Here is a 21,064-nt window from a genome sequence, read left to right as displayed (position 1 = left end):
ACGGGGCTTCGGCGTCCGGCGTCAGCCGGTGAGCTCGCCCGCCTCCCCGGCGAACACGACGGCCCCGCGGCGCAGTTCGTAGACGATCGCGGGCCGGTCCCGCAGGGCGGGCGGCAGCCGCTGCTCGGCGACCACCACACAGGCGTCCAGTGCGCCCAGCAGCTCGTACGTCCGGGCCGCGACCGAGGGCGACATGCCCTGGGCGGGCTCGTCGACGAGCACCACGCGGGCGCGTGCGAGCAGGGCCCGGGAGAGGGCGAGCATGCGCTGCTCCCCGCCCGAGAGGGTGCCGGCGCGCCGCTCCAGCAAGGGCCGCAGCTGTGGATAGGCGTCGAGGGCCACCGTGTGGTCACGCGCGGCGAGTTCGAGGTTCTCGCGCACGGTGAGCGAGCCGAACACGGCCTGCCGCTCCGGCACCAGGCACATCCCGCGCCGGGCGCGTTCGTACGCGGGGACGCGGGTCACGTCCGTGCCGTCCCACACCACCGTGCCGCCCGACAGGGGCACGGTGCCGGCCAGGGCGCGCAGCGTGGTGGTGCGGCCGGAGCCGTTGCGGCCGAGCAGCACGGTGAGGCCGGGGCCGGGGGCGGCGAGGGTGATGCCGTGCAGGGCCTCAAGGGGGCCGTAGCGCACGCGTGCGTGGCGCAGGGAGACGGTGGTCATCGGCCGGCCCCCGGTTCGAGGGCGTCGAGCACGCGTCCGGGCGGGCCGGAGGCGACGATCCGGCCCGCGGTCATCACGTGCACGACGTCGGCGAGACCGGCCACCAGGTCCAGGTCGTGCTCCACGACCAGGAGGGCCGTGCCGTCGGCGGCCAGGGCCCTCAGGACCCGGGCCAGGGCGGTCACTTCGGCGGTGTCGAGCCCGGCGGCGGGCTCGTCGAGGAGCAGGACGCGGGGGCTTCCCGCGAGGACCCGGGCCAGTTCGACGCGGCGCAGCGTCCCGGTGGGCAGCCCGGCGGCGGGCCGAGCGCGCAGGGGTCCGTCGAGCCCGAGCAGCCTGAGGGCGCGTTCCACGGCGCCCGCGTCGGTCACCCGGCCCTGCTCGGCGCCGACACGGACGTTCTCGGCGACGGTCAGCGAGGGGAAGACGGCCAGTTGCTGGAAGGTCCGTGCGACACCGAGCCGGGCGCGGGCGTGAGCGGGCAGCGCGGTGACGTCCCGCCCGCCGAGCCACACGGTCCCGCGCGCGGGCGGCAGCGTCCCGGCCAGACAGTGGAACAGGGTGCTCTTCCCGGCCCCGTTGGGCCCGACGACCGCGGTGATCCGGCCGGGGGAGAGGGCCAGGTCCACTCCGTCGAGCGCGGTGAAGCCGCCGTAGCGGGCGTGGAGGCGGCGGGCGGTGAGGAGGGGAGCGGCGGGGACAGCGGTGGCCGGGGCCGTGGGCGGCGGGGCGCCGGTGGGCGAGGGGGGCTTGGGGGGTGTCTCGGGCCGGGCGTCTGGGGTCGGTTTGGGCCGCGGCGCCGCGGAGGGCTTCGGCGGTGTTTCGGGCTGGGGGGTCGGGGAGGGGCCGGGGGACCTCTCGGGGTCGGGCCGGGTGGTTGGTCGGCCGGTGTCGTCGCTCGGCAGGGTGGGGACCGCCCGGCCCGGCGTGTGGCGTTCCGGGCGGCCCCCGCCGTCCGGGGGCTCGTGCCGACCGGCCGCTCCGGTGCCGGCCACGCGCGTCGCCCCGGTCGGTACCGGCGCCCTCGGGGCCGCCTGCGCCTGCGGGGGGCGCAGCAGACCGCGGGCCCGGGCGCCGGCCGGAGTCAGGGCCGGGGTGCGGCGCAGCCGGAGACGTTCCGTGGCCGTGCGCAGGGCCTCGTACGGGCCGCCCGGGAAACGGCCCACCAGGATCGCCAGCACGCCGATCAGGGCCGCCGCGACACCGCCCCGGGTGCCCGCGTCCAGCCCGACCAGGAGAGCCGCCGCGCCGAGGGCGCCGAGCGTGCTGTCGGCGCCCAGCACCACCACCGCCGCGAACCACAGCAGACCGCGCACGGGGTCGTAGGCGGCGGCGTCGAAGGCGCGCAGCCCCATGCCGAGCATGCCGCCGCCCAGCGCGGCCAGCGCGGCGCCCGCGACGAAGGCCAGCAGCTTGAGGGACGGCACCCGGACGCCCGCCGCCTGCGCGCCCCGCTCGTGGTCCCGCATGGCGGCGAGGGCCCGGCCCGTCCGCCCCCGGCGCAGCGCGTGCGTCGCCAGCAGCGCGACCGCCAGCAGGAGCAGCTCCAGGAGGTAGTACGCCCGATCCCCGTCGAAGCCCGCCGGGCGCCCCAGCGACAGGCCGGAGGTGGCGTACGGCTGGGCGAAGACGAAGCGGCTCACTCCCACTCCGACCGCGAACGTCGCGAGCGCGAGCGCGAGGCCCCGGCGGCCGATCGCCGGCCAGCCCGTCAGCAGGCCGAGCGGCGCCACCAGGACCACCGACACCACGAGCGCCGCCAGCTCCGGCAGGGCGGGCAGCCCCGGGAAACGGCCCGCCGCCAGCAGTGCCGTGAACAGGGCGCCCAGGCCCGCGTACGCCGCCTGCCCCAGGGAGATCTGGCCGCCGCGCCCGGTGACGACCACCAGGGACAGCAGGATCACGGCCAGCGCCGGCACCTGGACCGAGGTGTGCAGATCCCGGCCGGCCAGGCCCAGCGGCAGCAGGAACAGCACGAACACCACGATCCAGGCGCCCGGCGGGGTCGGCACGCGCGCGGTAGCCGTGTGCGGCAGCGCGTCCCGCTCACCGATACCCGGCAGGACCAGCGCCGCGACCAGCAACGCGACGACGAACAGGTTCGTGCCCAACGCCTGGAGCAGCGGCTCGGCCCAGCCCGACGGGTGCAGCCGCGTCAGCTGGCTCTGCGCCACCCCGATGCCCAGCGCCACCCCCACCGCGACCGGCAGGCTCCGCATCCGCGCGGCCACCGCGACCGCCACGACCTCCATCACGAGCAGCGACAGACCGTACGGGTCGAGACGCACGTACGGCGCGAGCAGCACACCCGTCAGACCGGCCGTGAACGAACCGAACGCCCAGCCCGTCGCCGCGACCCGGTCCGCGTCGATCCCGCCCAGCACGGCCAGCCGCCGGTCGTCGACCACGGCCCGCAGCTCCCGCCCGAACCGCGTCCGGCGCACCACCGCCGTGACCCCGGCGGCCAGCACCAGCACCACCGCCAGCTGCCCCCACGGCTCGTCCGGCACCAGCACCGGCGCGTCGTCCCGCGCCCCCTGCCCCCACAGCAGCGCCGCACCGCCCACCAGCAGCACGAACACCCCGATGGACGCCACCAGCGTCTGCGCCGGGTCGCCGCCCAGAACCGCCAGGGGCCGGAAGACGAACCGTTCCAGGACCACCCCCAGGCCCGGGGCCAGCACCAGCAGCGTCACCACCGCACCGAGCCACAGGGGCCAGCCCCACTCGACCACGCACTGCCGCAGCACGTACGCGCACACCATCGCGACCGCGCCGTGGGCGAAGTTCAGCACGCCCGTCGCGCGGTACGTCACGATCAGGCCGATCCCGGTCAGCGCCGCCGCGCTGCCCACCGAGAGCCCGGCGAGGGTGAGGTCGTACGTCAGCGACGACATCAGTCGGTTTCTTCGGCCGGCTCGCAGATCGGGCAGGGGTCCAGCTCACCGCTCACCATCAGCTTGGAGTCCACCGGGACCGCCTCCGCCTTGCCCGCGACCAGCGGGCAGTCCGCGCGGTGCCACAGCGTGCCGCCCGGCACCATCAGCAGGTCGCCGCTGACCGCGAGCGGCGCGAGCGCGGCCCGGCCGGCCTCCGGCTCGTCCGGCTCCGCCGCCACCAGCAGGTGGTACAGCTCTTCCACGCGCGCGGCGGCGGTCGCATCCCGGCCCCGGGCGAGCAGCACCGCCCCGGCGACGATCAGCCCGGCCCCGGGGATCGTGCAGGACGCGAGGTAGGGCAGCTGCCGTTCGGCGTAACGCTCGCCGGAGACTCCGTACCAGCCGACGACGCACAGCACCGCGCCGGCGGCCAGGGCGGCCCACCCGGCCCACAGGACGGGATGCACGGTCCGCAGTCGGCTGGTCCGCATCGCTGGCTCCCACACGTCGGATTCGGCTGTGCGTGCGTCGGGCTGCCTGTTCAAGTCCGCCGATCGCTTGCACTATGCCCTGTGGAAGCTGACCCTGAAAGCACCGGGCGCACATGGCCCGGACCGACACCCGGTGGTGAGCCAGATGGTTCTCGGCAGCGACCTCAAGCGGGGGAACGCGACGGGGGGTCCACGTACGGCGGGACGGGGTACGGCGATCGCGGCCGCCCTGGTCCTGGCTCTCGCCCCGGCCCTGGCGGCGTGCAGCGACGACAACGGCGGCGGCAGCGAGTCCACGCCTCCCACACCGACCGCGGAGCGGACCACGAGCGCGCCGGCCACCGCGCCGGCGGACCGGGCCGCCGCGGAGGCGGAGATCAAACAGAACTGGCAGAAGTTCTTCGACCCGAAGACCTCGACCGAGGAGAAGCAGGCCGTCCTGGAGAACGGCGACCGGATGGGCCCGGTCCTGCAGGCCTTCAGCGGTGACGAGCGCGGCGGGCAGGTCCAGGCGCAGGTCACCAAGATCGAGTTCACCTCGGCGACCGGGGCGAACGTGACGTACACGCTCACACTGAAGGGCGCCACGGTCCTGCCCGACGCCTCCGGGAGCGCCGTCGAGCAGAACGGCACCTGGAAGCTGTCCGCCAAGACGCTGTGCGCGCTGGTGCAGATGAGCGGCAATGCGTCACCGATCCCGGGCTGCTGAGGCCGTAGCCGCGGTGCTGCTGCTCGCCCTGAGTGCGGCCTGCGGCAGCCGGCTCCCGGAGAGCGACTTCGAACACGACGACCGAACCCCCGCACCCCGCGACGCCGCGCCCCTGCGGGTCGGCATCATCACCAGCGCCACCAGCCCGGTCGGCGGCAGCGCCTTCACCGGCCCGCGCGACGGGGCCCGCGCCTTCTTCGACCGGCTCAACGCGCGCGGGGGCGTCGACGGGCGCCGGGTCGAGGTGCGCGCCTGTGACGACGGCGGCAGCGGCGTCGGCAACAACGAGTGCGTGCACAAGCTGGTCGAGGAGGACGAGGTCGTCGCCCTGGTGGCCACCACCGCCCTGGACTACGCGGGCGCCTCCCGTGTCGCACGCGCGGGCGTACCCGACATCGGCGGCCAGCCCATCGGCACCGCCTACGACACCTTCCCGCACCTCTACGGCATCTACGGCAGTCTCGCGCCCCGCGCCGGCACCCCCGGCTGGGACGGGAAGCTGTACGGCGGCACCGAGGTCTACCGCTACTTCAAACGCGAGCACGGCGCCCGCACCGCGGCCGTCGTCTCCTACAACCAGTCCGCCTCGGCCGCCTACGCCCGGCTCGTCGAGCGGGGGCTGCGCGCCGAGGGCTACAAGGTCGTCACCGAACAGGTCGACTTCGCGCTGCCCAACTTCCGCGCCGTCGCGGCCGATCTGAAGGAGCAGGGCGCCGACCTGGTGTTCGACGCGATCGACGGGCACGGCAACGCCCGGCTCTGCCAGGCCATGGACGAATCCGGCGCCGACGTCACCGCCAAGGTGACCAACGTCCAGAACTGGACGTCCACCGTCGCCGACGACTACGAGGACGCCCCCCGCTGCCGCAACGCCCTGTGGGCGACCGGCGCCAGCCGCAACTTCCAGGACACCGGCCACCCGGCCGTACGGGAGTTCCGCGAGGCGACGAAGGACCTGAAGACGCACTCCCAGTGGCAGCTGGAGGGGTGGGCGGCCGCGCGGTGGTTCACGGACGCGGCGAAGTCCTGCACGAAGACGGGCATCACGCGCGCGTGCGTCGACGCGTACATGGACCGCAGCCAGGGCTACACCGCCGGCGGGCTGCTGCTCCCCGTCCGATTCGAGCGCCTGCCCGAGCCGCCCGAGAGCAGCAGGACCTGCCTGTCGGTGGCCCGCTGGCAGGACGGGAAGGGCTGGGTGGGCCAGGCGGACATGAACCGCACCTGCTTCACCGTCCCGCAGCTGGCCTACGAGCCTTGAGGACAGCAGTTGTCCGCAAGGCCTGGCAGACTCGCCCCATGTTGGAGACCTCGGCCCGTCTGCTGCGTCTGCTGTCCCTGCTCCAGGCCCACCGCGAGTGGTCCGGCGCCGACCTGGCCGGCCGGCTCGGCGTCAGCGCCCGCACCCTGCGGCGGGACGTCGACCGGCTGCGCGAACTGGGCTACCCGGTCAACGCCAGCCCCGGCACCGGCGGCGGCTACCAGCTGGGCGCGGGTGCCGAACTCCCACCGCTGCTCCTGGACGACGACGAGGCCGTCGCCGTGGCGGTCGGCCTGCGCACCGCCGCCGGGCAGGGCATCGACGGCATCGGCGAGACCTCCGTACGGGCCCTGGCCAAGCTGGAGCAGGTGCTGCCGAACCGGCTGCGCCGCCGCGTGGGCGCCCTGAACGCCTTCACCGTGCCGATGCTGCGCAGCACGCTGCCCTCCTCGGTCGACCCGGCCGTGCTCACCGAACTCGCCCACCTGTGCCGGGACGCCGAACGGCTGCGCTTCGAGTACCGCGGCCACGACGGCACCCCCACCCGCCGCACGGTCGAGCCGCACCGCCTGGTGTGCACCGAGCGCCGCTGGTACCTCGTCGCCTGGGACCTCGACCGGGACGACTGGCGCACGTTCCGCGTGGACCGCGTCACGCCCAGACCGCCGCACGGCCCGCGTTTCACCCCGCGCGAGCCACCCGCCGAGGACCTCGCCGCCTACGTCTCCCAGGGCGTCTCCACGCGCGCTTACGCCACCCACGCCGTCGTGCGGCTCCTGGTGCCCCTGGCGGAAGCCGCCGAACGCATCTCGCCCTCCGCCGGGGTGCTGGAGGCGGAGGGCGAGGACACCTGTCTGCTGCGCTGCGGCGCCGCCGGCCTCGACGTGATGGTCATCCACGTGATGATGCTGGGCTTCGAGTTCGAGGTGCTGGAGCCGGACGGACTGATCGAGGCGATCAGGACGACTCGGGACCGGCTTGATGGCGCTCTGGCTCGGGCTGCGCAGTCACCGCCGCGTACTCCGGGTGGTGCAGGTCGAACGCCGGCGACTCGGAGCGGACCCGGGGCAGCGTCGTGAAGTTGTGCCGCGGCGGCGGGCACGACGTCGCCCACTCCAGGGAACGGCCGAAGCCCCAGGGGTCGTCGACCTCGACCTTCACGCCGTACTTGGCGGTCTTCCACACGTTGTAGAGGAACGGCAGTGTCGACATGCCGAGCAGGAACGCGCCGATCGTCGACACGGTGTTGAGCGCGGTGAAGCCGTCCGCCGCGAGGTAGTCCGCGTACCGGCGGGGCATGCCCTCGGCGCCCAGCCAGTGCTGCACCAGGAACGTGGTGTGGAAGCCGACGAAGAGCACCCAGAACTGGATCTTGCCGAGCCGCTCGTCGAGCATCTTCCCGGTGAACTTGGGCCACCAGAAGAAGAACCCGGCGAAGATCGCGAAGACGACGGTGCCGAAGACGACGTAGTGGAAGTGCGCGACCACGAAGTACGTGTCCGTCACGTGGAAGTCCATCGGCGGCGACGCCAGGATCACCCCGGTCAGGCCGCCGAACAGGAACGTCACCAGGAAGCCGGTCGCCCACAGCATCGGCGTCTCGAAGGAGAGCGAGCCCTTCAGCATGGTGCCGGCCCAGTTGAAGAACTTCACACCCGTCGGCACCGCGATCAGGAAGCTCATGAAGGAGAAGAACGGCAGCAGCACCGCACCCGTGGCGAACATGTGGTGCGCCCACACGATCATCGACAGGCCGGTGATCGCCATCGTCGCCCCGACCAGCGTCAGATAGCCGAACAGCGGCTTGCGGCTGAACACCGGGATGATCTCCGTGATGATGCCGAAGAACGGCAGCGCGATGATGTACACCTCGGGGTGGCCGAAGAACCAGAACAGGTGCTGCCACAGGATCGCCCCGCCGTTGGCCGCCTCGAACACCTGCGAGCCGAACCGCCGGTCCGCCTCCAGCACCAGCAGCGCCGCCGCCAGCACCGGGAAGGCCATCAGGATCATGATCGACGTGAACAGCGTGTTCCAGACGAAGATCGGCATCCGGAACATCGTCATGCCGGGGGCGCGCATCCCGATGATGGTGGTGACGAAGTTGACCGCGCCGAGGATCGTGCCGAAGCCCGACAGCGCGAGCCCCATGATCCACAGGTCGGCTCCGATCCCCGGCGAGCGCTCTGCGCTGTTGAGCGGGGCGTAGGCGGTCCAGCCGAAGTCGGCCGGGCCCGAGGGCACCAGCAGCGAGCCGAGCACGATCAGCCCGCCGAACAGGAACAGCCAGTACGAGAGCATGTTCAGCCGCGGGAAGGCCACGTCGGGCGCGCCGATCTGCAACGGCATCAACTCGTTCGCGAACCCCGCGAAGGTCGGGGTGGCGAACAGCAGCAGCATGATCGTGCCGTGCAGGGTGAACGCCTGGTTGAACTGTGTGTTGTCGACGATCTGCAGGCCCGGGCGGGCCAGTTCGGCGCGCATCAGCAGCGCCATCGCACCGGCGACCAGGAAGAACATGAACGACGTGATCAGGTAGAGGTGGCCGATCTTCTTGTGGTCCGTGGTCGTGAGCCAGTCGACCAGCACCCGGCCGTGCCGCGTCCGCTGCTCGGGCGGCACCGGCGCCTGTACGGTCTGCGTCCCCATCGCTCGCTCGCCCCTTCGCTGATCGCGCACCGGGCCCGCCGCAGCCCGCGCCTCACGTACCCGCGAGCTCACGCCATGATGCTCGCGTCACAGCGCGCTCCGACAGGGGGCGTATCGGCCTCTGTGTGCCGAAGCCATGTATTTCCTGTGCCGCGCCGATCCCGTCGGGCCGGTGCGGCACAGGAAAGCAATGGAGCCCTGGAGGCACTTCACCCGGCACTTTCCGCCGGGCTTTTCCATGAGCTCATGTGACACGCGGGAATTCCGATGGAATGCCTGCGGAAGGCGTACGGAACCGCTCGTCCGTGTGACGGACAGCTTCCGAAACGCCTGTCGTGATCTTGTGACAGAAGCGTGACGGGGGGCGGACAGTGACCGAAGCCGCGGGCCCGGACTTCCATGGTCGGCGGGCAGCACATAGCGTGGCGGCATGGCACCGACTCCGACACCTTCCGCGGAACCCGACGACAGCCCGGACGCCTATGTCGGCCTGGAGGCCGGCCGGGCCGAACGCCTCGCGCGGGAGCGCGGCTGGCCGACGGTGCGCTCGCTGCCGCCGGGGGCGATCATCACGATGGAGTACCGCGTGGGCCGGCTGAACTTCGAGGTCAAGGGCGGCCGGGTGGCGCGGGCCTGGAAGGGCTGAGACCCGGCGAAGGCCCCGGTTCCGGGAACGGAACCGGGGCCTTCGCTATGCCGGGGTGCACACCGGCCGTGGTCAGCCGCCCGCCACGGGGCGGGCCGACGAGGCCGAACCGCGCGGGTGGCGCTCCGGATGCGGTGGGCGGCGGCTGCCTGCCGGGGTGATCGGCGTGCGCTCCGAGCGGGCCGTGTGCGGGCCCGGCGCCAGGTAGACCGGGGGCCGGGACGTGCGGGCCGCCACGTCCTCCCGGTCGGCGGGCAGTGGTGTGATCACGACGGGAGCACCGGCCGGGGTGCGGCGCCAACGGGCCCGCAGACGGTCGCGCAGATCGAAGATCGCGGCCTCCGCACGGGCGATCAGCGGCTCGAACCACGGCAGGCCGAGCATGATCAGCAGACCCGCGGTCCAGCCGAGGAGCACATCACTCAGCCAGTGCGTACCGAGGTAGACCGTGGCCATCCCCACGCCGAGCGAGGTCACCGCGGACACGGCGGAAAGCCAGCGCTGCGCTCTCGCGGAGGACGCCAGGTAGGCCAGGATTCCCCAGGTCACCACGGCGTTGGCGGTGTGACCGCTCGGAAATATATCGCCGCCGCGCCACATCTCGTTCGAGCCGATCACGGTCGCGTAGTGCGGGCCCAGACGGCCCATGCCGTACTTGGCGGCGCCGACCGTGATGTTCAGCAGCAGCAGCGAAACGCCGAGCGCGAGCAGCGGCCGCAGGGTGTGCTGCCGCCAGGAGCGCCAGCCCAGCCACGCCGCGACCATCACGGCGGTCGGGCCGCGCTGGCCGAGGACCACGTAGTAGTCGACGAACCAGTGGATCTCCGACCACTGCTGGTACGGGCGGAAGAACATGACCTGCCAGTCGAGCCGGACCAGCCAGGACGTGATCACCACGGCCCACACGATCGCGCCGTAGAAGGCCAGGGTTCCCGCGAAGAGCACGATGCGGTGCCTGCTCATCTTCGGCACATCGATGTGGGCCGGTCGTTCCGGCTCACGGTCCAGCCGGGCGAACACCCGGTCCAGACGGGTGAGCTTCGGTTCGGTACGCACCCAATCGACGTTACAGCGAGTGAGCTCAGATCCCGGGCGAATCAACGGCTTTGTGATGACGATGTGATGTGGGATTCCTCTCAGGAGGGGGTTTATTTCCAGCGAATCTGCAATCGTCGGCCGCTGCGGCCTTCAATTCCTTTGATCATTCCGGATGCGGGTTTTATTGCCCTTTTGAATTCGTTCACCGGGGCATGGTGCGCAATTCCCCTCGCGCTCACAGCGGGTCAGGGCGGACCGGAGCCGTTCAGCCAGAACGCCCCGTACACCGCGGAGACCACCGCCACAGACCCCAGAACAGTCGCTGACCTGCGCGTACGCGCCCTGGCCAGGGCCAGCGCGAGAGGCAGCAAGAGGGGGAAGGCGGGCAGCAGCAGACGCGGTTTCGAGCCGAAGTAGCTCGACGCGCACAGGGCGAGCGCGGTCACGAACCCGCTGTAGACCAGCAGCGGCAGCGGCTGGCGCTGACGTACTCCGGTCACGTACAGCCAGACGACTGACGCGACCCCGACGATGAGCCCTGCTCCGGCCAGAGCCGACGGGAACGTCGTGAACTTGTCGGCGACGAACCGGGCGAAGGCGTAGCCGCCGTCGAAGCCGTTGCGCCATCCCGCCTGGACGTCCAGATAGCCCAGCGGGCCCTTGCCGGTGTGGTGGCCGACCCAGAGCACGTAGCTGGCGGTGCCGAGGGGGGCCAGGACCATGCCGAGGACGCGCCGGGTCCGGGCCCCGGGCTCGGCGGGGACGGGCGGACCGTCCTGCCCGGCCGCACGACGCTCCCGTGCGAAGGAGGCCACCGCCGCCACCCACAGCGCCGCCACCACGGCCAGCCCCACCGGGCGGGTCAGCCCGGCGAACAGGGCCAGGGCGCCGGCCGTCACCCAGCGGCCGGTCAGCACCGCGTACAGCGCCCAGGCCGCGAGCGCCGTGAACAGGGACTCGCTGTACGCCATCGACTGCACGATCCCGACCGGCAGAACGGCCCACAGCAGCACCGCGCACACCCCCGCGCGGCGGCCGTACACGTGGTCCGCCACCGCGAAGATCCCCCAGGCCGCGGCGAGCGAGGCGACCAGGCTGACGAGGAACCCCCCGTCCGCGTACGACAGCGGCGACACCGCCGCCACCAGCCGCTCCAGCCAGGGCAGCAGCGGGAAGAACGCCAGATTCGAGTGCACGTCCCCGTTCGCCAGCCGCACCTCGTAGCCGTAGCCGAGCTCGGCGACCCTGACGTACCAGAGCGCGTCCCAGCGGGCGGTCAGCAGCGTGTACGCGCTCTTGTCCCGCGCCGCGCTCCACAGGAACAGGGCGAGCAGGCCCAGGGCACGGACGGCCGCGTACCCGGCGAGCGCCGGAGCCGCCCGGCGCAGCGCCCCGGCGCGGGTCGGAGCCGCGCGCGTCTCAAGATCGGTCACGCGCCCGATTATCGACCCGGGCCGGAACCACCCGGCCGGCCGGGGCGTGGACGAGGTGGGAGGAAGTGGCGTACGCCACATCCTTCCGCCGGAGGTGTGAGAGGTCCGCCACTGGTCTCCGTCGAGGACTCGCGTACTCTGACGTGTCACTCGCTTTTCGTTTGCGCGGGCCGGGGACCACCGCTCCTCTCCGGCCGAGTCGCGGGGGCGTCCCCCACCCCGTGAGCCCGCCGATCGCGAGGAAGCTTCTGGGAGGTACGTACATGTCCGGGACGACCACGGCCGCCGCTGCGCTGCGCCGTCGGGCGGCCGGGGCCGGTGCCAACCGCTGGGTGGTTCTCGTCGTCCTCTGCGTCAGCCTGCTGCTGGTCGCCGTCGACGCCACCGTGCTGCACGTGGCGGTCCCCGCCGTCACCGAGGACCTGAAGCCCGGCGGGATCGAGCTGCTCTGGATCGTCGACGTCTACCCACTGGTCTGCGCCTCGCTGCTGATCCTGTTCGGCACACTGGGCGACCGCATCGGCCGCCGAAGAGTGCTGCTCCTCGGATACGCGCTGTTCGGCGTCGCCTCCGGCCTCGCGGCCCTGGCCGACAGCGCCCAGGTGCTGATCGTGGCGCGGGCGCTGCTCGGCGTGGGCGGCGCGATGATCATGCCTGCCACCCTGTCGATCCTGCGGCAGGTCTTCCCGGACCGGCGTGAGCGGGCGCTCGCGATCGGCATCTGGAGTGCCGTGGCCGCGGTGGGCGCGGCGGTCGGTCCGCTGCTCGGCGGCTTCCTGCTGGAGCACTTCTGGTGGGGCTCGGTGTTCCTCGTCAACATTCCGTTGATGCTGGTCAGCCTCCCGGTGGGACGGCTGCTGCTGCCCGAGTCGAAGGGGGACGGCACGGGCCCCTGGGACGTGGTCGGTGCGCTGATGGCGGCGGCCGGGCTGTTCGGTGTCGTGCTGGGCGTGAAGCGGCTCGGCAGCGGGGAGTCGGTGGGCAGCCTGCTCACGGTGCTGCCGCTGGTGGTGGGCGCGGCGCTGCTGTTCGGCTTCGTACGGCGGCAGCGGCGGCGGACGTATCCGCTGGTCGACCTCAAGATGTTCGCGCGGCCGGCGTTCAGTACGTCCGTCGGGTGCATCGTGCTGGCGATGCTCGCGCTGGTGGGACTGGAACTCATCGCGGCGCAGTACCTGCAGCTGGTGCTCGGGCTGTCGCCGCTGGAGACGGGGCTGCGGCTGCTGCCGCTGACGTTCGCGGCCATGGCGGCCGGACTGGCCGGGGCGCGGATGCTGCGGCGGTTCGGGCCGCGGCGGATGGTGTGCGCCGGGTTCTGCCTCACGGCGTTCGCGGTGGTGCTGCTGACGGCGCTGGGCCGGACGGACGACTGCGCGCTGATGCTGAGCGGGTTCGTGCTGCTCGGCTTCGGGCTGGAGACGACGCTGTTCGGGGCGTACGAGTCGATGCTGAGCGAGGCGCCGCAGGAGCAGGCCGGTGGGGCGGCGGCGATCGGGGAGACGTCGTACCAGCTGGGGGCGGGGATCGGGATCGCCCTGCTGGGCACGGTGATGAACGCGGCGTACGCGCCGGGGTTGTCGGGTGTGCCGGGCGTTCCGCAGTCGGCGTCGGCGGCGGCGGGGCATTCGCTGGGGGAGGCGTACGAGGTTGCTGCGCAGCTGGGCGGGTCTGCCGGTGCCGCTCTGCGGCATGCCGCCCGGGATGCGTTCGTGCACGGGCTGCATGTGACGTTGCTGGTGAGTGCGGGGTTGTTGCTGCTGGGGGCGGTGATGGCGCTGCGGTTGCCGCGGGTCATGCAGTGTGAGTCGGAGCCGGTGGAGCTTCCTGCCCCCAGGGACGCGGCGGACTCACGCGTCTCGGTGTGACGCCCCTTCGCCCACCCACGCGCCGCCCGTTACGGCGGGTTGAGATGCCGGGGTCGCCGGTGGGGGTGGTTCGCCGTTGGCGGCTTGCGGTGGACGGCCTTGGCCCACCCGCGCGCCGCCTGTAGCGTCCGGCTGATGACTCCCACCTCTCGCCCCACAGCTACGGGCGGTGCGCGGGTGGGCGATGGTCGTCCGGGGGCGGGCCCGCGGCGGCCTCGGGGCTCTCGGTTGGCAGGTACGGGTGGTGCGTGGGTGGGTCGAAGCCGTAGCGTCTGACTAGCGCTGCTAGTTAAAGAGCTTCGGAGGGTGTCGATCATGTCCGGTTCATCCAAGCTGCCTCCCTTCGATCCCGTCGATCCCCTCGGGCTGGACGACCTGCTGGAGCCGGAGGACCTCGGGATCAGGGACACCGTGCGGGCCTGGGCCGCGGACCGGGTGCTGCCCCACGTCGCGGAGTGGTACGAGAAGGGGGAGCTGCCGGGGATCCGGGAGCTGGCCAAGGAGCTCGGCGCCATCGGCGCCCTCGGCATGTCGCTCGACGGGTACGGGTGTGCCGGTGCGTCCGCCGTGCAGTACGGGCTGGCCTGTCTGGAGCTGGAGGCCGCCGACTCCGGCATCCGTTCCCTCGTCTCCGTGCAGGGCTCCCTCGCCATGTACGCCATCCACCGCTTCGGCAGCGAGGAGCAGAAGCAGCGGTGGCTGCCGCGGATGGCCGCCGGCGAGGTCATCGGCTGCTTCGGGCTCACCGAACCCGACCACGGCTCCGACCCCGCCGCCATGCGGACGCACGCCCGACGCGACGGTTCCGACTGGATCCTCAACGGCCGCAAGATGTGGATCACCAACGGCTCGGTCGCCGGCGTCGCCGTCGTGTGGGCGCAGACCGAGGACGGGATCCGCGGGTTCGCGGTGCCCACCGAAAGCCGCGGGTTCTCCGCTCCCGAGATCAAGCACAAGTGGTCCCTCAGGGCCTCGGTCACCAGCGAGCTCGTCCTCGACGACGTACGGCTGCCCGCCGACGCCGTCCTCCCGGAGGTCACCGGCCTGCGCGGGCCCCTCAGCTGCCTGTCCCACGCCCGGTACGGAATCGTCTGGGGCGCCATGGGCGCGGCCCGCGCCAGTTTCGAGGCCGCGGTCGACTACGCGAAGTCACGGGAGCAGTTCGGTCGGCCCATCGGCGGCTTCCAGCTCACCCAGGCCAAACTCGCCGACATGGCGGTCGAACTGCACAAGGGAATTCTGCTCGCCCATCACCTGGGGCGGCGTATGGACGCCGGCCGTCTGCGCCCCGAGCAGGTCAGCTTCGGCAAGCTCAACAACGTCCGGGAGGCGATCGAGATCTGCCGCACGGCCCGGACCATTCTCGGCGCCAACGGCATCTCGCTCGAATACCCCGTGATGCGGCACGCGACCAACCTCGAGTCGGTGCTCACCTACGAGGGCACCGTCGAGATGCACCAGCTCGTGCTGGGCAAGGCGCTCACCGGACTCGATGCCTTCCGGTAGCCGGTCCGGTAACCCTGCGCGGGGCAGGGCCGGTGAGCGGCCCTGCCTCAGCTCTGGTTGAAGAACCCGTCCGTGCGGTGCCCGGCCGGGTCGCCGTTGACGATCTCCGTGTTGGCCGGGGTCAGCAGGAACACGCGGGTCGACACTCTCTCGATCGAACCGCGCAGGCCGAAGATCAGCCCGGCCGCGAAGTCGACGACGCGCTTGGCGTCGGACGCCTCCATGGCCGTGAGGTTCATGATGACCGGCACGCCCTCGCGGAACAGCTCGCCGATGGCGCGCGCGTCCCGGAAGCTGTCCGGGGTCACCGTGCCGATGCGGCGGCCCTTCTCCTCGGCGACGTCCGAGGCCACCTTGACGCGCGGATCGGTGACCCAGGCCTCCCCGGGCTCGTTCCCGTCGGAGTAGTCGTCGTCGTCGTAGTAACGCTCGTCTTCGTTGTCGTCGACGAGGCCAAGCCAGGCACTTGCCTTGCGTACCGATCCCATGGACGCCTCCTCTCACAGCGGTCTTTCTGCTTTCCGCATCCCTATGGTCGTCCATGATGCGGATGGCGCGCCAAGTGGATAGACGCCGCACGGGGGGTTTGTGACGGTACTGGTGCACAGCGAATCCGTCGAGAGTCCGTGTGTCCCAAGGGCCGTTTCCCAAACGGCTGCTGACTGTGAGTGAAATATGATTCTTCTCGGCGTACGGGTGACGTCGGAGCGTACGGGTGAATGCCGGGACCGATACGATGCCGCAGCTCAAGTCGTCACGGAGCTCGGGGGAGCGTTGTGTTCGGAATCGTCAGGCCCTGTAGGCACCGGCTCGGGGAGAAGCTCGCAAGCCAGTGGATGGCGCATTTGTGCGGGCTCTGCCTCGCCCTACGGGGTGACCACGGGCAGTTCGCCCGGATAGTCACCAATTATGACGGGCTACTGGTATCGGTCTTGACGGAGGCTCAGTCGCAGAGCGAGGGGTCCGGCCGGCGTACGGCCGGTCCGTGCCCGCTGCGCGGCATGCGCACCGCCTCCGTCGCGCACGGCGAGGGGGCCCGGCTCGCGGCGGCCGTCTCCCTGGTGCTGGCCTCGGCCAAGGTCCGCGACCACGTCACGGACGGTGACGGGCTGCTGGCCCGCAAGCCGGTGGCGCGGGCGGCGCGCCGGGTCGCCGCGAGCTGGGACACGGCGGGCGCCCGGACCGGCACCGCTGTGGGATTCGACACCGCGCTCCTGGTCGACGCCGTGGACCGGCAGGCCGGCATCGAGGCGCTGGCCGGGCCCGGGACGCCGCTCCTGGCGGTCACCGAACCGACCGAGACCGCGACCGCCGCGGCCTTCGCGCACACGGCGGTCCTCGCCGGCCGGCCGCACAACACCGTGCCCCTCGCCGAGGCCGGACGGCTCTTCGGGCGCCTCGCGCACCTGCTGGACGCCGTGGAGGACCTGCACGCTGACGCCGCGTCAGGCGCCTGGAACCCGATCGCGGCGACCGGCACCTCCCTGATGGAGGTCCGGCGGCTCGCCGACGACGCCGTGCACGGGGTGCGGCTGGCGCTGCGCGACGCCGAGTTCGCCGACGCCCGGCTCGTCCATCTGCTGCTCGTGCACGAACTGCGGCGCTCGGTGGACCGGGCGTTCGGCACGGTGCCGGTGTGCGCCTCCCACCAGGGCGCCGGGCCCTACGGGCAGCAGGGACCCCACGGGCAGCCGCCGCAGGGGCCCTACGGCTCCCCGCACCACCCGTACGCGGGTGGTGGCGGGCATCCGTACGCCGGTGGGGGAGGCGGGTTCGGCGGTGGCGGGTTCGGCGGTGGCGCGCCGGTGCCCCAGCCGCCCCGTCGGCGGGGGTTCTGGGCCGGCTGCGGGATGTTCTGGCTCCTGTGCTGCACCTGCAAGCTGTGCTGCGCCAAGGAGTACGAGGGGCCGTGGTCCCGTAAGAAGCGCGAGGGTGTCTGCCGGGACTGCGACTGCGACGGGTGCGACTGCTGCTGCCCCTGCGACGGCTGACCAACCACGCCGTACGACCCGGACGACGCTCCAGGCGCTGGTCAGAGCCCGGAAATCCCGCCGCGGGGCGGCTGCGTAAAGATCCCTCAAAGGCTGAAGTCCGAAAGGCACTCTTGCGCCGACCGGCCGTTCGGCCGAATACTCCCCCCAGCGCTTGTCAGGGGCACGGCGTGTTCGGAATCCGAACGCCCGGTCCCGGACTGCGCCTCACGGGCCCGAAACCCCACGAGGGCCCCCTACTTCCTTTGTGGAGGAACGAAAAGTGAGGATCAAGCGCACCACCCCCCGCAGTGGCATTTCGAGACGGACCCGGCTGATCGCCGTTTCCACCGGCCTCGTTGCCGCCGCAGCGATCGCGATCCCCAGCGCGAACGCATCCGACGCCCCCACCACCTTCAGCGCCGCCGAGCTCAAGAGCGCCAGCGGCTCGCTGCTGAAGGCCGACATCCCGGGCACGGCCTGGGCCGTCGACAGCAAGACCAACCGCGTGCTCCTGACCGTGGACAGCACGGTCACCCAGGCCGAGCTGGCGAAGATCAAGCAGCAGGCCGGCGGCAACGCCGACGCGCTCACGATCAAACGCACCCCGGGCAAGTTCAACAAGCTCATCCAGGGCGGCGACGCCATCTATGCGAGTAGCTGGCGCTGCTCCCTCGGCTTCAACGTCCGTGCCAGCAACGGCACCGAATACTTCCTGACCGCCGGTCACTGCACCGACGGCGCGGGCACCTGGTACTCCAACTCCGGCCGCACCACGGTCATCGGCTCGACCGCCGGCTCCAGTTTCCCGGGCAACGACTACGGTCTCGTGCGCTACAGCGGGTCCGTCAGCCGCCCCGGCACCGCCAACGGCGTGGACATCACGCGTGCGGCCACCCCGAGCGTGGGCACCACCGTCATCCGCGACGGCTCCACGACCGGTACGCACAGCGGCCGTGTCACCGCCCTCAACGCCACCGTCAACTACGGCGGCGGCGACATCGTCTCCGGCCTGATCCAGACCACCGTCTGCGCCGAGCCCGGTGACTCCGGCGGTTCGCTCTACGGCAGCAACGGTGTCGCCTACGGTCTCACCTCCGGCGGCAGCGGCAACTGCTCCTCCGGCGGCACGACGTTCTTCCAGCCCGTCACGGAGGCCCTGAGCGCCTACGGCGTCAGCGTCTACTAGGCCCCCGGCGGCAGTTCGCGGCACTTCACGGCCCCCGCACGCACCGCGTGCGGGGGCTTCGCGCTCTGTGCGGCCCGCCATCCTGAACCAGGCATCGGAGGGGCGAAATTCAGCCATGGGTAGACCTCACAGAGTGGGCACACATTACTCACGCGTAATGTTTGCAGTGTGAACGCACGGGAGTTGGGTCCGATTTGATCGTGGACGGTCAAAATGAGGGGGCGTGCGAAGCGCTGTCTACGCGCGTCTCGAACTCACCCTTGTGTGCCCCCCGTTGTCCTCGGAATAGTGGGCGCTCGTCAACGAGGCCTTCCGGCTCGTGAGGTCCCCACAACCTCTCGTGCCGACCCCCCACAGGAGGACAGCAGTTGAAGCACCGACGCATACCCAAGCGGCGTGCAGCCGTGGCAGGCGCGGGCATCGCCGCGCTCGTGGCCGCGGGAGTGACGTTCCAGACCGCGAACGCCAGTGAGACCCCTGAGGCGTCCGCACCCCGGACCCTGTCGGTCACCGCGGCCGGAAAGCTCGCCTCGACGCTGGCCGAGGACCTGGGCGGCGACGCGGCCGGGACGTACTACGACACCAAGAGCAAGAGCCTCGTGGTGAACGTGCTCGACGAGGCCGCCGCGCAGGCCGTCGAGAAGGCCGGAGCCAAGGCGAGAGTCGTGGCGAACTCCCTCGCCGAACTCAAGAGCGCCCGCAGCACGCTGAAGAAGGACGCGACGATCCCGGGTACCGCCTGGGTGACCGACCCGACGACGAACAAGGTCGTCGTGACCGCCGACCGCACGGTCTCCAAGGCCGAGTGGGCGACCCTGACGAAGGTCGTGGACGGGCTCGGCGCGAAGGTCGAACTCAAGCGGTCGAAGGGGGAGTACAAGCCCTTCATCGCCGGTGGTGACGCGATCACCGGCGGCAGCGGGCGCTGCTCGCTGGGCTTCAACGTGGTCAAGGGCGGCGAGCCGTTCTTCCTGACCGCCGGTCACTGCACCGAGGGCATCTCCACGTGGTCCGACTCCAGCGGCAAGGAGCTCGGCACCAACGCGGACTCCAGCTTCCCGGACAACGACTACGGGCTGGTCAAGTACACCGCGGAGGTGGCCCACCCGAGTGAGGTGAACCTCTACAACGGCTCCACCCAGAAGATCTCGGGCGCCGCGGACGCGACCGTCGGCATGGCGGTCACCCGGAGCGGGTCGACCACGCAGGTGCACGAGGGCAAGGTCACCGGGCTGGACGCCACGGTGAACTACGGCAACGGCGACATCGTGAACGGGCTGATCCAGACCGACGTGTGCGCGGAGCCGGGTGACAGCGGCGGGTCGCTGTTCTCGGGCGACAAGGCGGTCGGGCTCACGTCCGGCGGCAGCGGTGACTGCACCTCGGGCGGGGAGACGTTCTTCCAGCCGGTGACCGAGGCGCTGTCGGCGACCGGGACCGAGATCGGCTGACGCTCGGAGTTTGTGGAGCCCCGCCCCTTGTGAGGGGTGGGGCTTTCCGCTGTGTGGGGCGGGCTGTGGGGGTGCGCGTGCGCTTCGGGTGGCGCCGGGTGGGGGTGCGCGCCTGCGCCTTGGCGTGGGGTGTGGGTCGGGGCCGCGCCGGGGGGTGTCCGTCCTCGGAACGGTGCGATGGGGTTGCGTACCGACTGACTGTCCGTTGACGCGCCAACCGCTGCGAGCGGACACCCCCCGACACGGCCCCTTCTCGCCGTACGCGCGTGCGGGCCGGCTGTGGTCACGGTGTCGCGTTCGCGCGCTTTCGTGCTGCGGCTGCCGCCATGGTGATCGCGGCTCCCGCCACCGCCCACGCCGCCAGGACCAGGAGTGACGTCGTCATCGCGTTGTTGTCGAAGTAGGCGATGGAGCGGGTCGACCAGGTGCCGGCGCCCGGGGGCAGGGCCGGGCCGATCGCCTTCCAGAAGGGCGGGAGGAGGGGTGGGGGCAGGGCGCCGCCCGCGCTGGGGTTGCCGAGGATGACCACCAGCAGGATGACCAGGCCGATGCCGATCGTGCCGAAGAGGCCCTGCAGCGCCAGGGTGGCCGCGCCCACGGCGAAGATGATCAGGGTGCCCAGGCCCCACAGGGCTGCGGTGCTGCCCGGCAGGGCGTCCAGGGCCGGGCCGGCGATGAGGGCTCCGCCGAGACCGCCGGTGAGGGCGACCAGGGCCATGACCGCCAGCCGGATCGCGGCGCGGGAGGGGTTGGAGGGTTTCGCCCCGGCGCTGATGGCCAGGGCCGCGGCGCCCAGGTAGCCGCCCACGCACCAGCCGATCACCAGGTAGAAGGACGAGAGCCCGTTGGGGTCGTGGGGCGCGGACGGGATCACGTCGACCGTCCGGATGGTGCGCCGCTCGGACTTCTCCAGGGCGGTGACCAGGGTGGTCAGCGTGGTGGAGAGGACCCTGCCGCCCCCGGAGGCGACCAGGAGGGTGTCGGTGCTGCCCCTGGGGTCGATGATCAGGGCCGCGTCGATGTCCCGGTGCGTGAGCTGGGCCCGTGCCGTGGCCTCGTCGGGCAGGGCACGGGGGTCCAGGGGGGAGCCGGGCAGCCGTTCCAGCCGGGTGAGCGCCTGGCCGGCCGCGGCCTGCGGGGCGACCACGCCGAAGGGCACGTCCTTGGGTTTCGGGTCGTGCAGGGCTCCCACGTACGAGGCGATGAACAGCAGCTGGAGCGCGACCACGCCGACGATGAGCAGGGTGGCCCGCGGGGTGACGGCGTCTCTCACCTCGGCGCGGAACGAGCGGTGCGGCATGCCTCCACGGTCGG

The 21,064-nt window shown here is 72.1% G+C and carries 16 protein-coding genes and 1 pseudogene; 9 read left to right on the top strand and 8 right to left on the bottom strand.

Annotation, left to right across the window (positions count from 1 at the left end):
- Positions 1 to 21: 21 nt before the first annotated feature.
- Genes HNR57_RS22500 through HNR57_RS22490 form a run of 3 tightly spaced genes read right to left on the bottom strand, consistent with a single transcriptional unit; the run spans position 22 to position 4,033 of the window.
- A complete protein-coding gene (locus tag HNR57_RS22500; protein WP_184562123.1) occupies positions 22 to 663 on the bottom strand; it encodes an ABC transporter ATP-binding protein in 642 nt (213 codons plus the stop codon).
- On the bottom strand, positions 660 to 3,560 hold the full coding sequence (locus tag HNR57_RS22495; RefSeq protein WP_184562121.1) for an ABC transporter permease subunit: 2,901 nt from the start codon (positions 3,558 to 3,560) through the stop codon (positions 660 to 662). Before HNR57_RS22495 ends, HNR57_RS22500 begins: the two co-directional genes overlap by 4 nt.
- Entirely contained in the window at positions 3,560 to 4,033 is a 474-nt protein-coding gene (locus tag HNR57_RS22490) for a hypothetical protein (RefSeq protein WP_184562119.1), read from the bottom strand. The genes HNR57_RS22495 and HNR57_RS22490 overlap by 1 nt, the downstream gene beginning before the upstream one ends.
- A 145-nt stretch (positions 4,034 to 4,178) precedes the next feature.
- On the opposite strand from HNR57_RS22490, the gene HNR57_RS22485 reads away from it, so the two are divergent.
- Genes HNR57_RS22485 through HNR57_RS22475 form a run of 3 tightly spaced genes read left to right on the top strand, consistent with a single transcriptional unit; the run spans position 4,179 to position 7,082 of the window.
- Positions 4,179 to 4,742, top strand: a complete 564-nt coding sequence (locus HNR57_RS22485; RefSeq protein ID WP_184562117.1) for an MTB12 C-terminal domain-containing protein — start codon at positions 4,179 to 4,181, stop codon at positions 4,740 to 4,742.
- Complete coding sequence (locus HNR57_RS22480) at positions 4,717 to 6,003, top strand: ABC transporter substrate-binding protein (protein ID WP_184562115.1); 1,287 nt, start codon at positions 4,717 to 4,719, stop codon at positions 6,001 to 6,003. Before HNR57_RS22485 ends, HNR57_RS22480 begins: the two co-directional genes overlap by 26 nt.
- Positions 6,004 to 6,041: 38 nt before the next feature.
- Positions 6,042 to 7,082 carry a helix-turn-helix transcriptional regulator gene (locus HNR57_RS22475; RefSeq protein ID WP_246554821.1) on the top strand — a complete coding sequence of 347 codons (1,041 nt, stop codon included), beginning with the start codon at positions 6,042 to 6,044 and terminating at the stop codon, positions 7,080 to 7,082.
- Here HNR57_RS22475 and ctaD read toward each other — a convergent pair.
- Positions 7,081 to 8,652, bottom strand: a pseudogene (gene ctaD / locus HNR57_RS22470) (aa3-type cytochrome oxidase subunit I); the annotation flags it as partial. The gene HNR57_RS22475 and the pseudogene ctaD overlap by 2 nt on opposite strands.
- Before the next feature lie 430 nt (positions 8,653 to 9,082).
- Between ctaD and HNR57_RS22465 the strand changes: the two are divergent.
- Positions 9,083 to 9,298 carry an I78 family peptidase inhibitor gene (locus HNR57_RS22465; RefSeq protein WP_184562111.1) on the top strand — a complete coding sequence of 72 codons (216 nt, stop codon included), beginning with the start codon at positions 9,083 to 9,085 and terminating at the stop codon, positions 9,296 to 9,298.
- 72 nt (positions 9,299 to 9,370) lie between these two features.
- Here the strand turns inward: HNR57_RS22465 and HNR57_RS22460 are convergent, their stop codons facing one another.
- Both HNR57_RS22460 and HNR57_RS22455 read right to left on the bottom strand, forming a co-directional pair.
- Positions 9,371 to 10,354 carry a phosphatase PAP2 family protein gene (locus tag HNR57_RS22460; RefSeq protein ID WP_184562109.1) on the bottom strand — a complete coding sequence of 328 codons (984 nt, stop codon included), beginning with the start codon at positions 10,352 to 10,354 and terminating at the stop codon, positions 9,371 to 9,373.
- Between the two features lie 227 nt (positions 10,355 to 10,581).
- Positions 10,582 to 11,769 (bottom strand): mannosyltransferase family protein, encoded by a 1,188-nt coding sequence (locus HNR57_RS22455; RefSeq protein WP_184562107.1) that lies wholly within the window; start codon positions 11,767 to 11,769, stop codon positions 10,582 to 10,584.
- Between the two features lie 263 nt (positions 11,770 to 12,032).
- On the opposite strand from HNR57_RS22455, the gene HNR57_RS22450 reads away from it, so the two are divergent.
- Together HNR57_RS22450 and HNR57_RS22445 are read left to right on the top strand one after the other, a co-directional pair.
- Positions 12,033 to 13,634 (top strand): MFS transporter, encoded by a 1,602-nt coding sequence (locus HNR57_RS22450; protein ID WP_184562105.1) that lies wholly within the window; start codon positions 12,033 to 12,035, stop codon positions 13,632 to 13,634.
- 315 nt (positions 13,635 to 13,949) lie between these two features.
- A complete protein-coding gene (locus HNR57_RS22445) occupies positions 13,950 to 15,140 on the top strand; it encodes an acyl-CoA dehydrogenase family protein (RefSeq protein ID WP_184562103.1) in 1,191 nt (396 codons plus the stop codon).
- A gap of 47 nt (positions 15,141 to 15,187) precedes the next feature.
- Here the strand turns inward: HNR57_RS22445 and HNR57_RS22440 are convergent, their stop codons facing one another.
- Entirely contained in the window at positions 15,188 to 15,628 is a 441-nt protein-coding gene (locus HNR57_RS22440; protein WP_030850887.1) for a cell division protein SepF, read from the bottom strand.
- Positions 15,629 to 15,916: 288 nt separating this feature from the next.
- Here HNR57_RS22440 and HNR57_RS22435 point away from each other — a divergent pair, with 288 nt between their 5' ends.
- From HNR57_RS22435 to HNR57_RS22425, 3 genes are all read left to right on the top strand, one after another.
- A complete protein-coding gene (locus tag HNR57_RS22435) occupies positions 15,917 to 17,131 on the top strand; it encodes a DUF5685 family protein (protein WP_184562101.1) in 1,215 nt (404 codons plus the stop codon).
- A 262-nt stretch (positions 17,132 to 17,393) separates the two neighbouring features.
- Positions 17,394 to 18,299 carry a S1 family peptidase gene (locus HNR57_RS22430; protein WP_184562099.1) on the top strand — a complete coding sequence of 302 codons (906 nt, stop codon included), beginning with the start codon at positions 17,394 to 17,396 and terminating at the stop codon, positions 18,297 to 18,299.
- A 368-nt stretch (positions 18,300 to 18,667) separates the two neighbouring features.
- On the top strand, positions 18,668 to 19,750 hold the full coding sequence (locus tag HNR57_RS22425) for a S1 family peptidase (protein WP_184562097.1): 1,083 nt from the start codon (positions 18,668 to 18,670) through the stop codon (positions 19,748 to 19,750).
- Between the two features lie 283 nt (positions 19,751 to 20,033).
- Here HNR57_RS22425 and HNR57_RS22420 read toward each other — a convergent pair whose 3' ends face one another.
- Positions 20,034 to 21,050, bottom strand: coding sequence for a DUF3533 domain-containing protein (locus tag HNR57_RS22420; RefSeq protein WP_184562095.1), 1,017 nt, complete (start codon positions 21,048 to 21,050; stop codon positions 20,034 to 20,036).
- Between the last annotated feature and the right edge of the window lie 14 nt (positions 21,051 to 21,064).

Origin of the sequence: Streptomyces paradoxus (genome assembly GCF_014202475.1) — a bacterium.
Taxonomy (GTDB): domain Bacteria; phylum Actinomycetota; class Actinomycetes; order Streptomycetales; family Streptomycetaceae; genus Streptomyces; species Streptomyces paradoxus.
This window is presented reverse-complemented; position numbering and strand designations above follow the sequence as displayed.

Coding starts and splice junctions, on each gene's coding strand:
- HNR57_RS22480 (WP_184562115.1), top strand. CDS start 4,717: ATGCGTCACCGATCCCGGGCTGCTGAGGCCGTAGCCGCGGTGCTGCTG.
- HNR57_RS22475 (WP_246554821.1), top strand. CDS start 6,042: ATGTTGGAGACCTCGGCCCGTCTGCTGCGTCTGCTGTCCCTGCTCCAG.
- HNR57_RS22420 (WP_184562095.1), bottom strand. CDS start 21,050: ATGCCGCACCGCTCGTTCCGCGCCGAGGTGAGAGACGCCGTCACCCCG.
- HNR57_RS22440 (WP_030850887.1), bottom strand. CDS start 15,628: ATGGGATCGGTACGCAAGGCAAGTGCCTGGCTTGGCCTCGTCGACGAC.
- HNR57_RS22490 (WP_184562119.1), bottom strand. CDS start 4,033: ATGCGGACCAGCCGACTGCGGACCGTGCATCCCGTCCTGTGGGCCGGG.
- HNR57_RS22450 (WP_184562105.1), top strand. CDS start 12,033: ATGTCCGGGACGACCACGGCCGCCGCTGCGCTGCGCCGTCGGGCGGCC.
- HNR57_RS22500 (WP_184562123.1), bottom strand. CDS start 663: ATGACCACCGTCTCCCTGCGCCACGCACGCGTGCGCTACGGCCCCCTT.
- HNR57_RS22445 (WP_184562103.1), top strand. CDS start 13,950: ATGTCCGGTTCATCCAAGCTGCCTCCCTTCGATCCCGTCGATCCCCTC.
- HNR57_RS22465 (WP_184562111.1), top strand. CDS start 9,083: ATGGCACCGACTCCGACACCTTCCGCGGAACCCGACGACAGCCCGGAC.
- HNR57_RS22495 (WP_184562121.1), bottom strand. CDS start 3,560: ATGTCGTCGCTGACGTACGACCTCACCCTCGCCGGGCTCTCGGTGGGC.
- HNR57_RS22485 (WP_184562117.1), top strand. CDS start 4,179: ATGGTTCTCGGCAGCGACCTCAAGCGGGGGAACGCGACGGGGGGTCCA.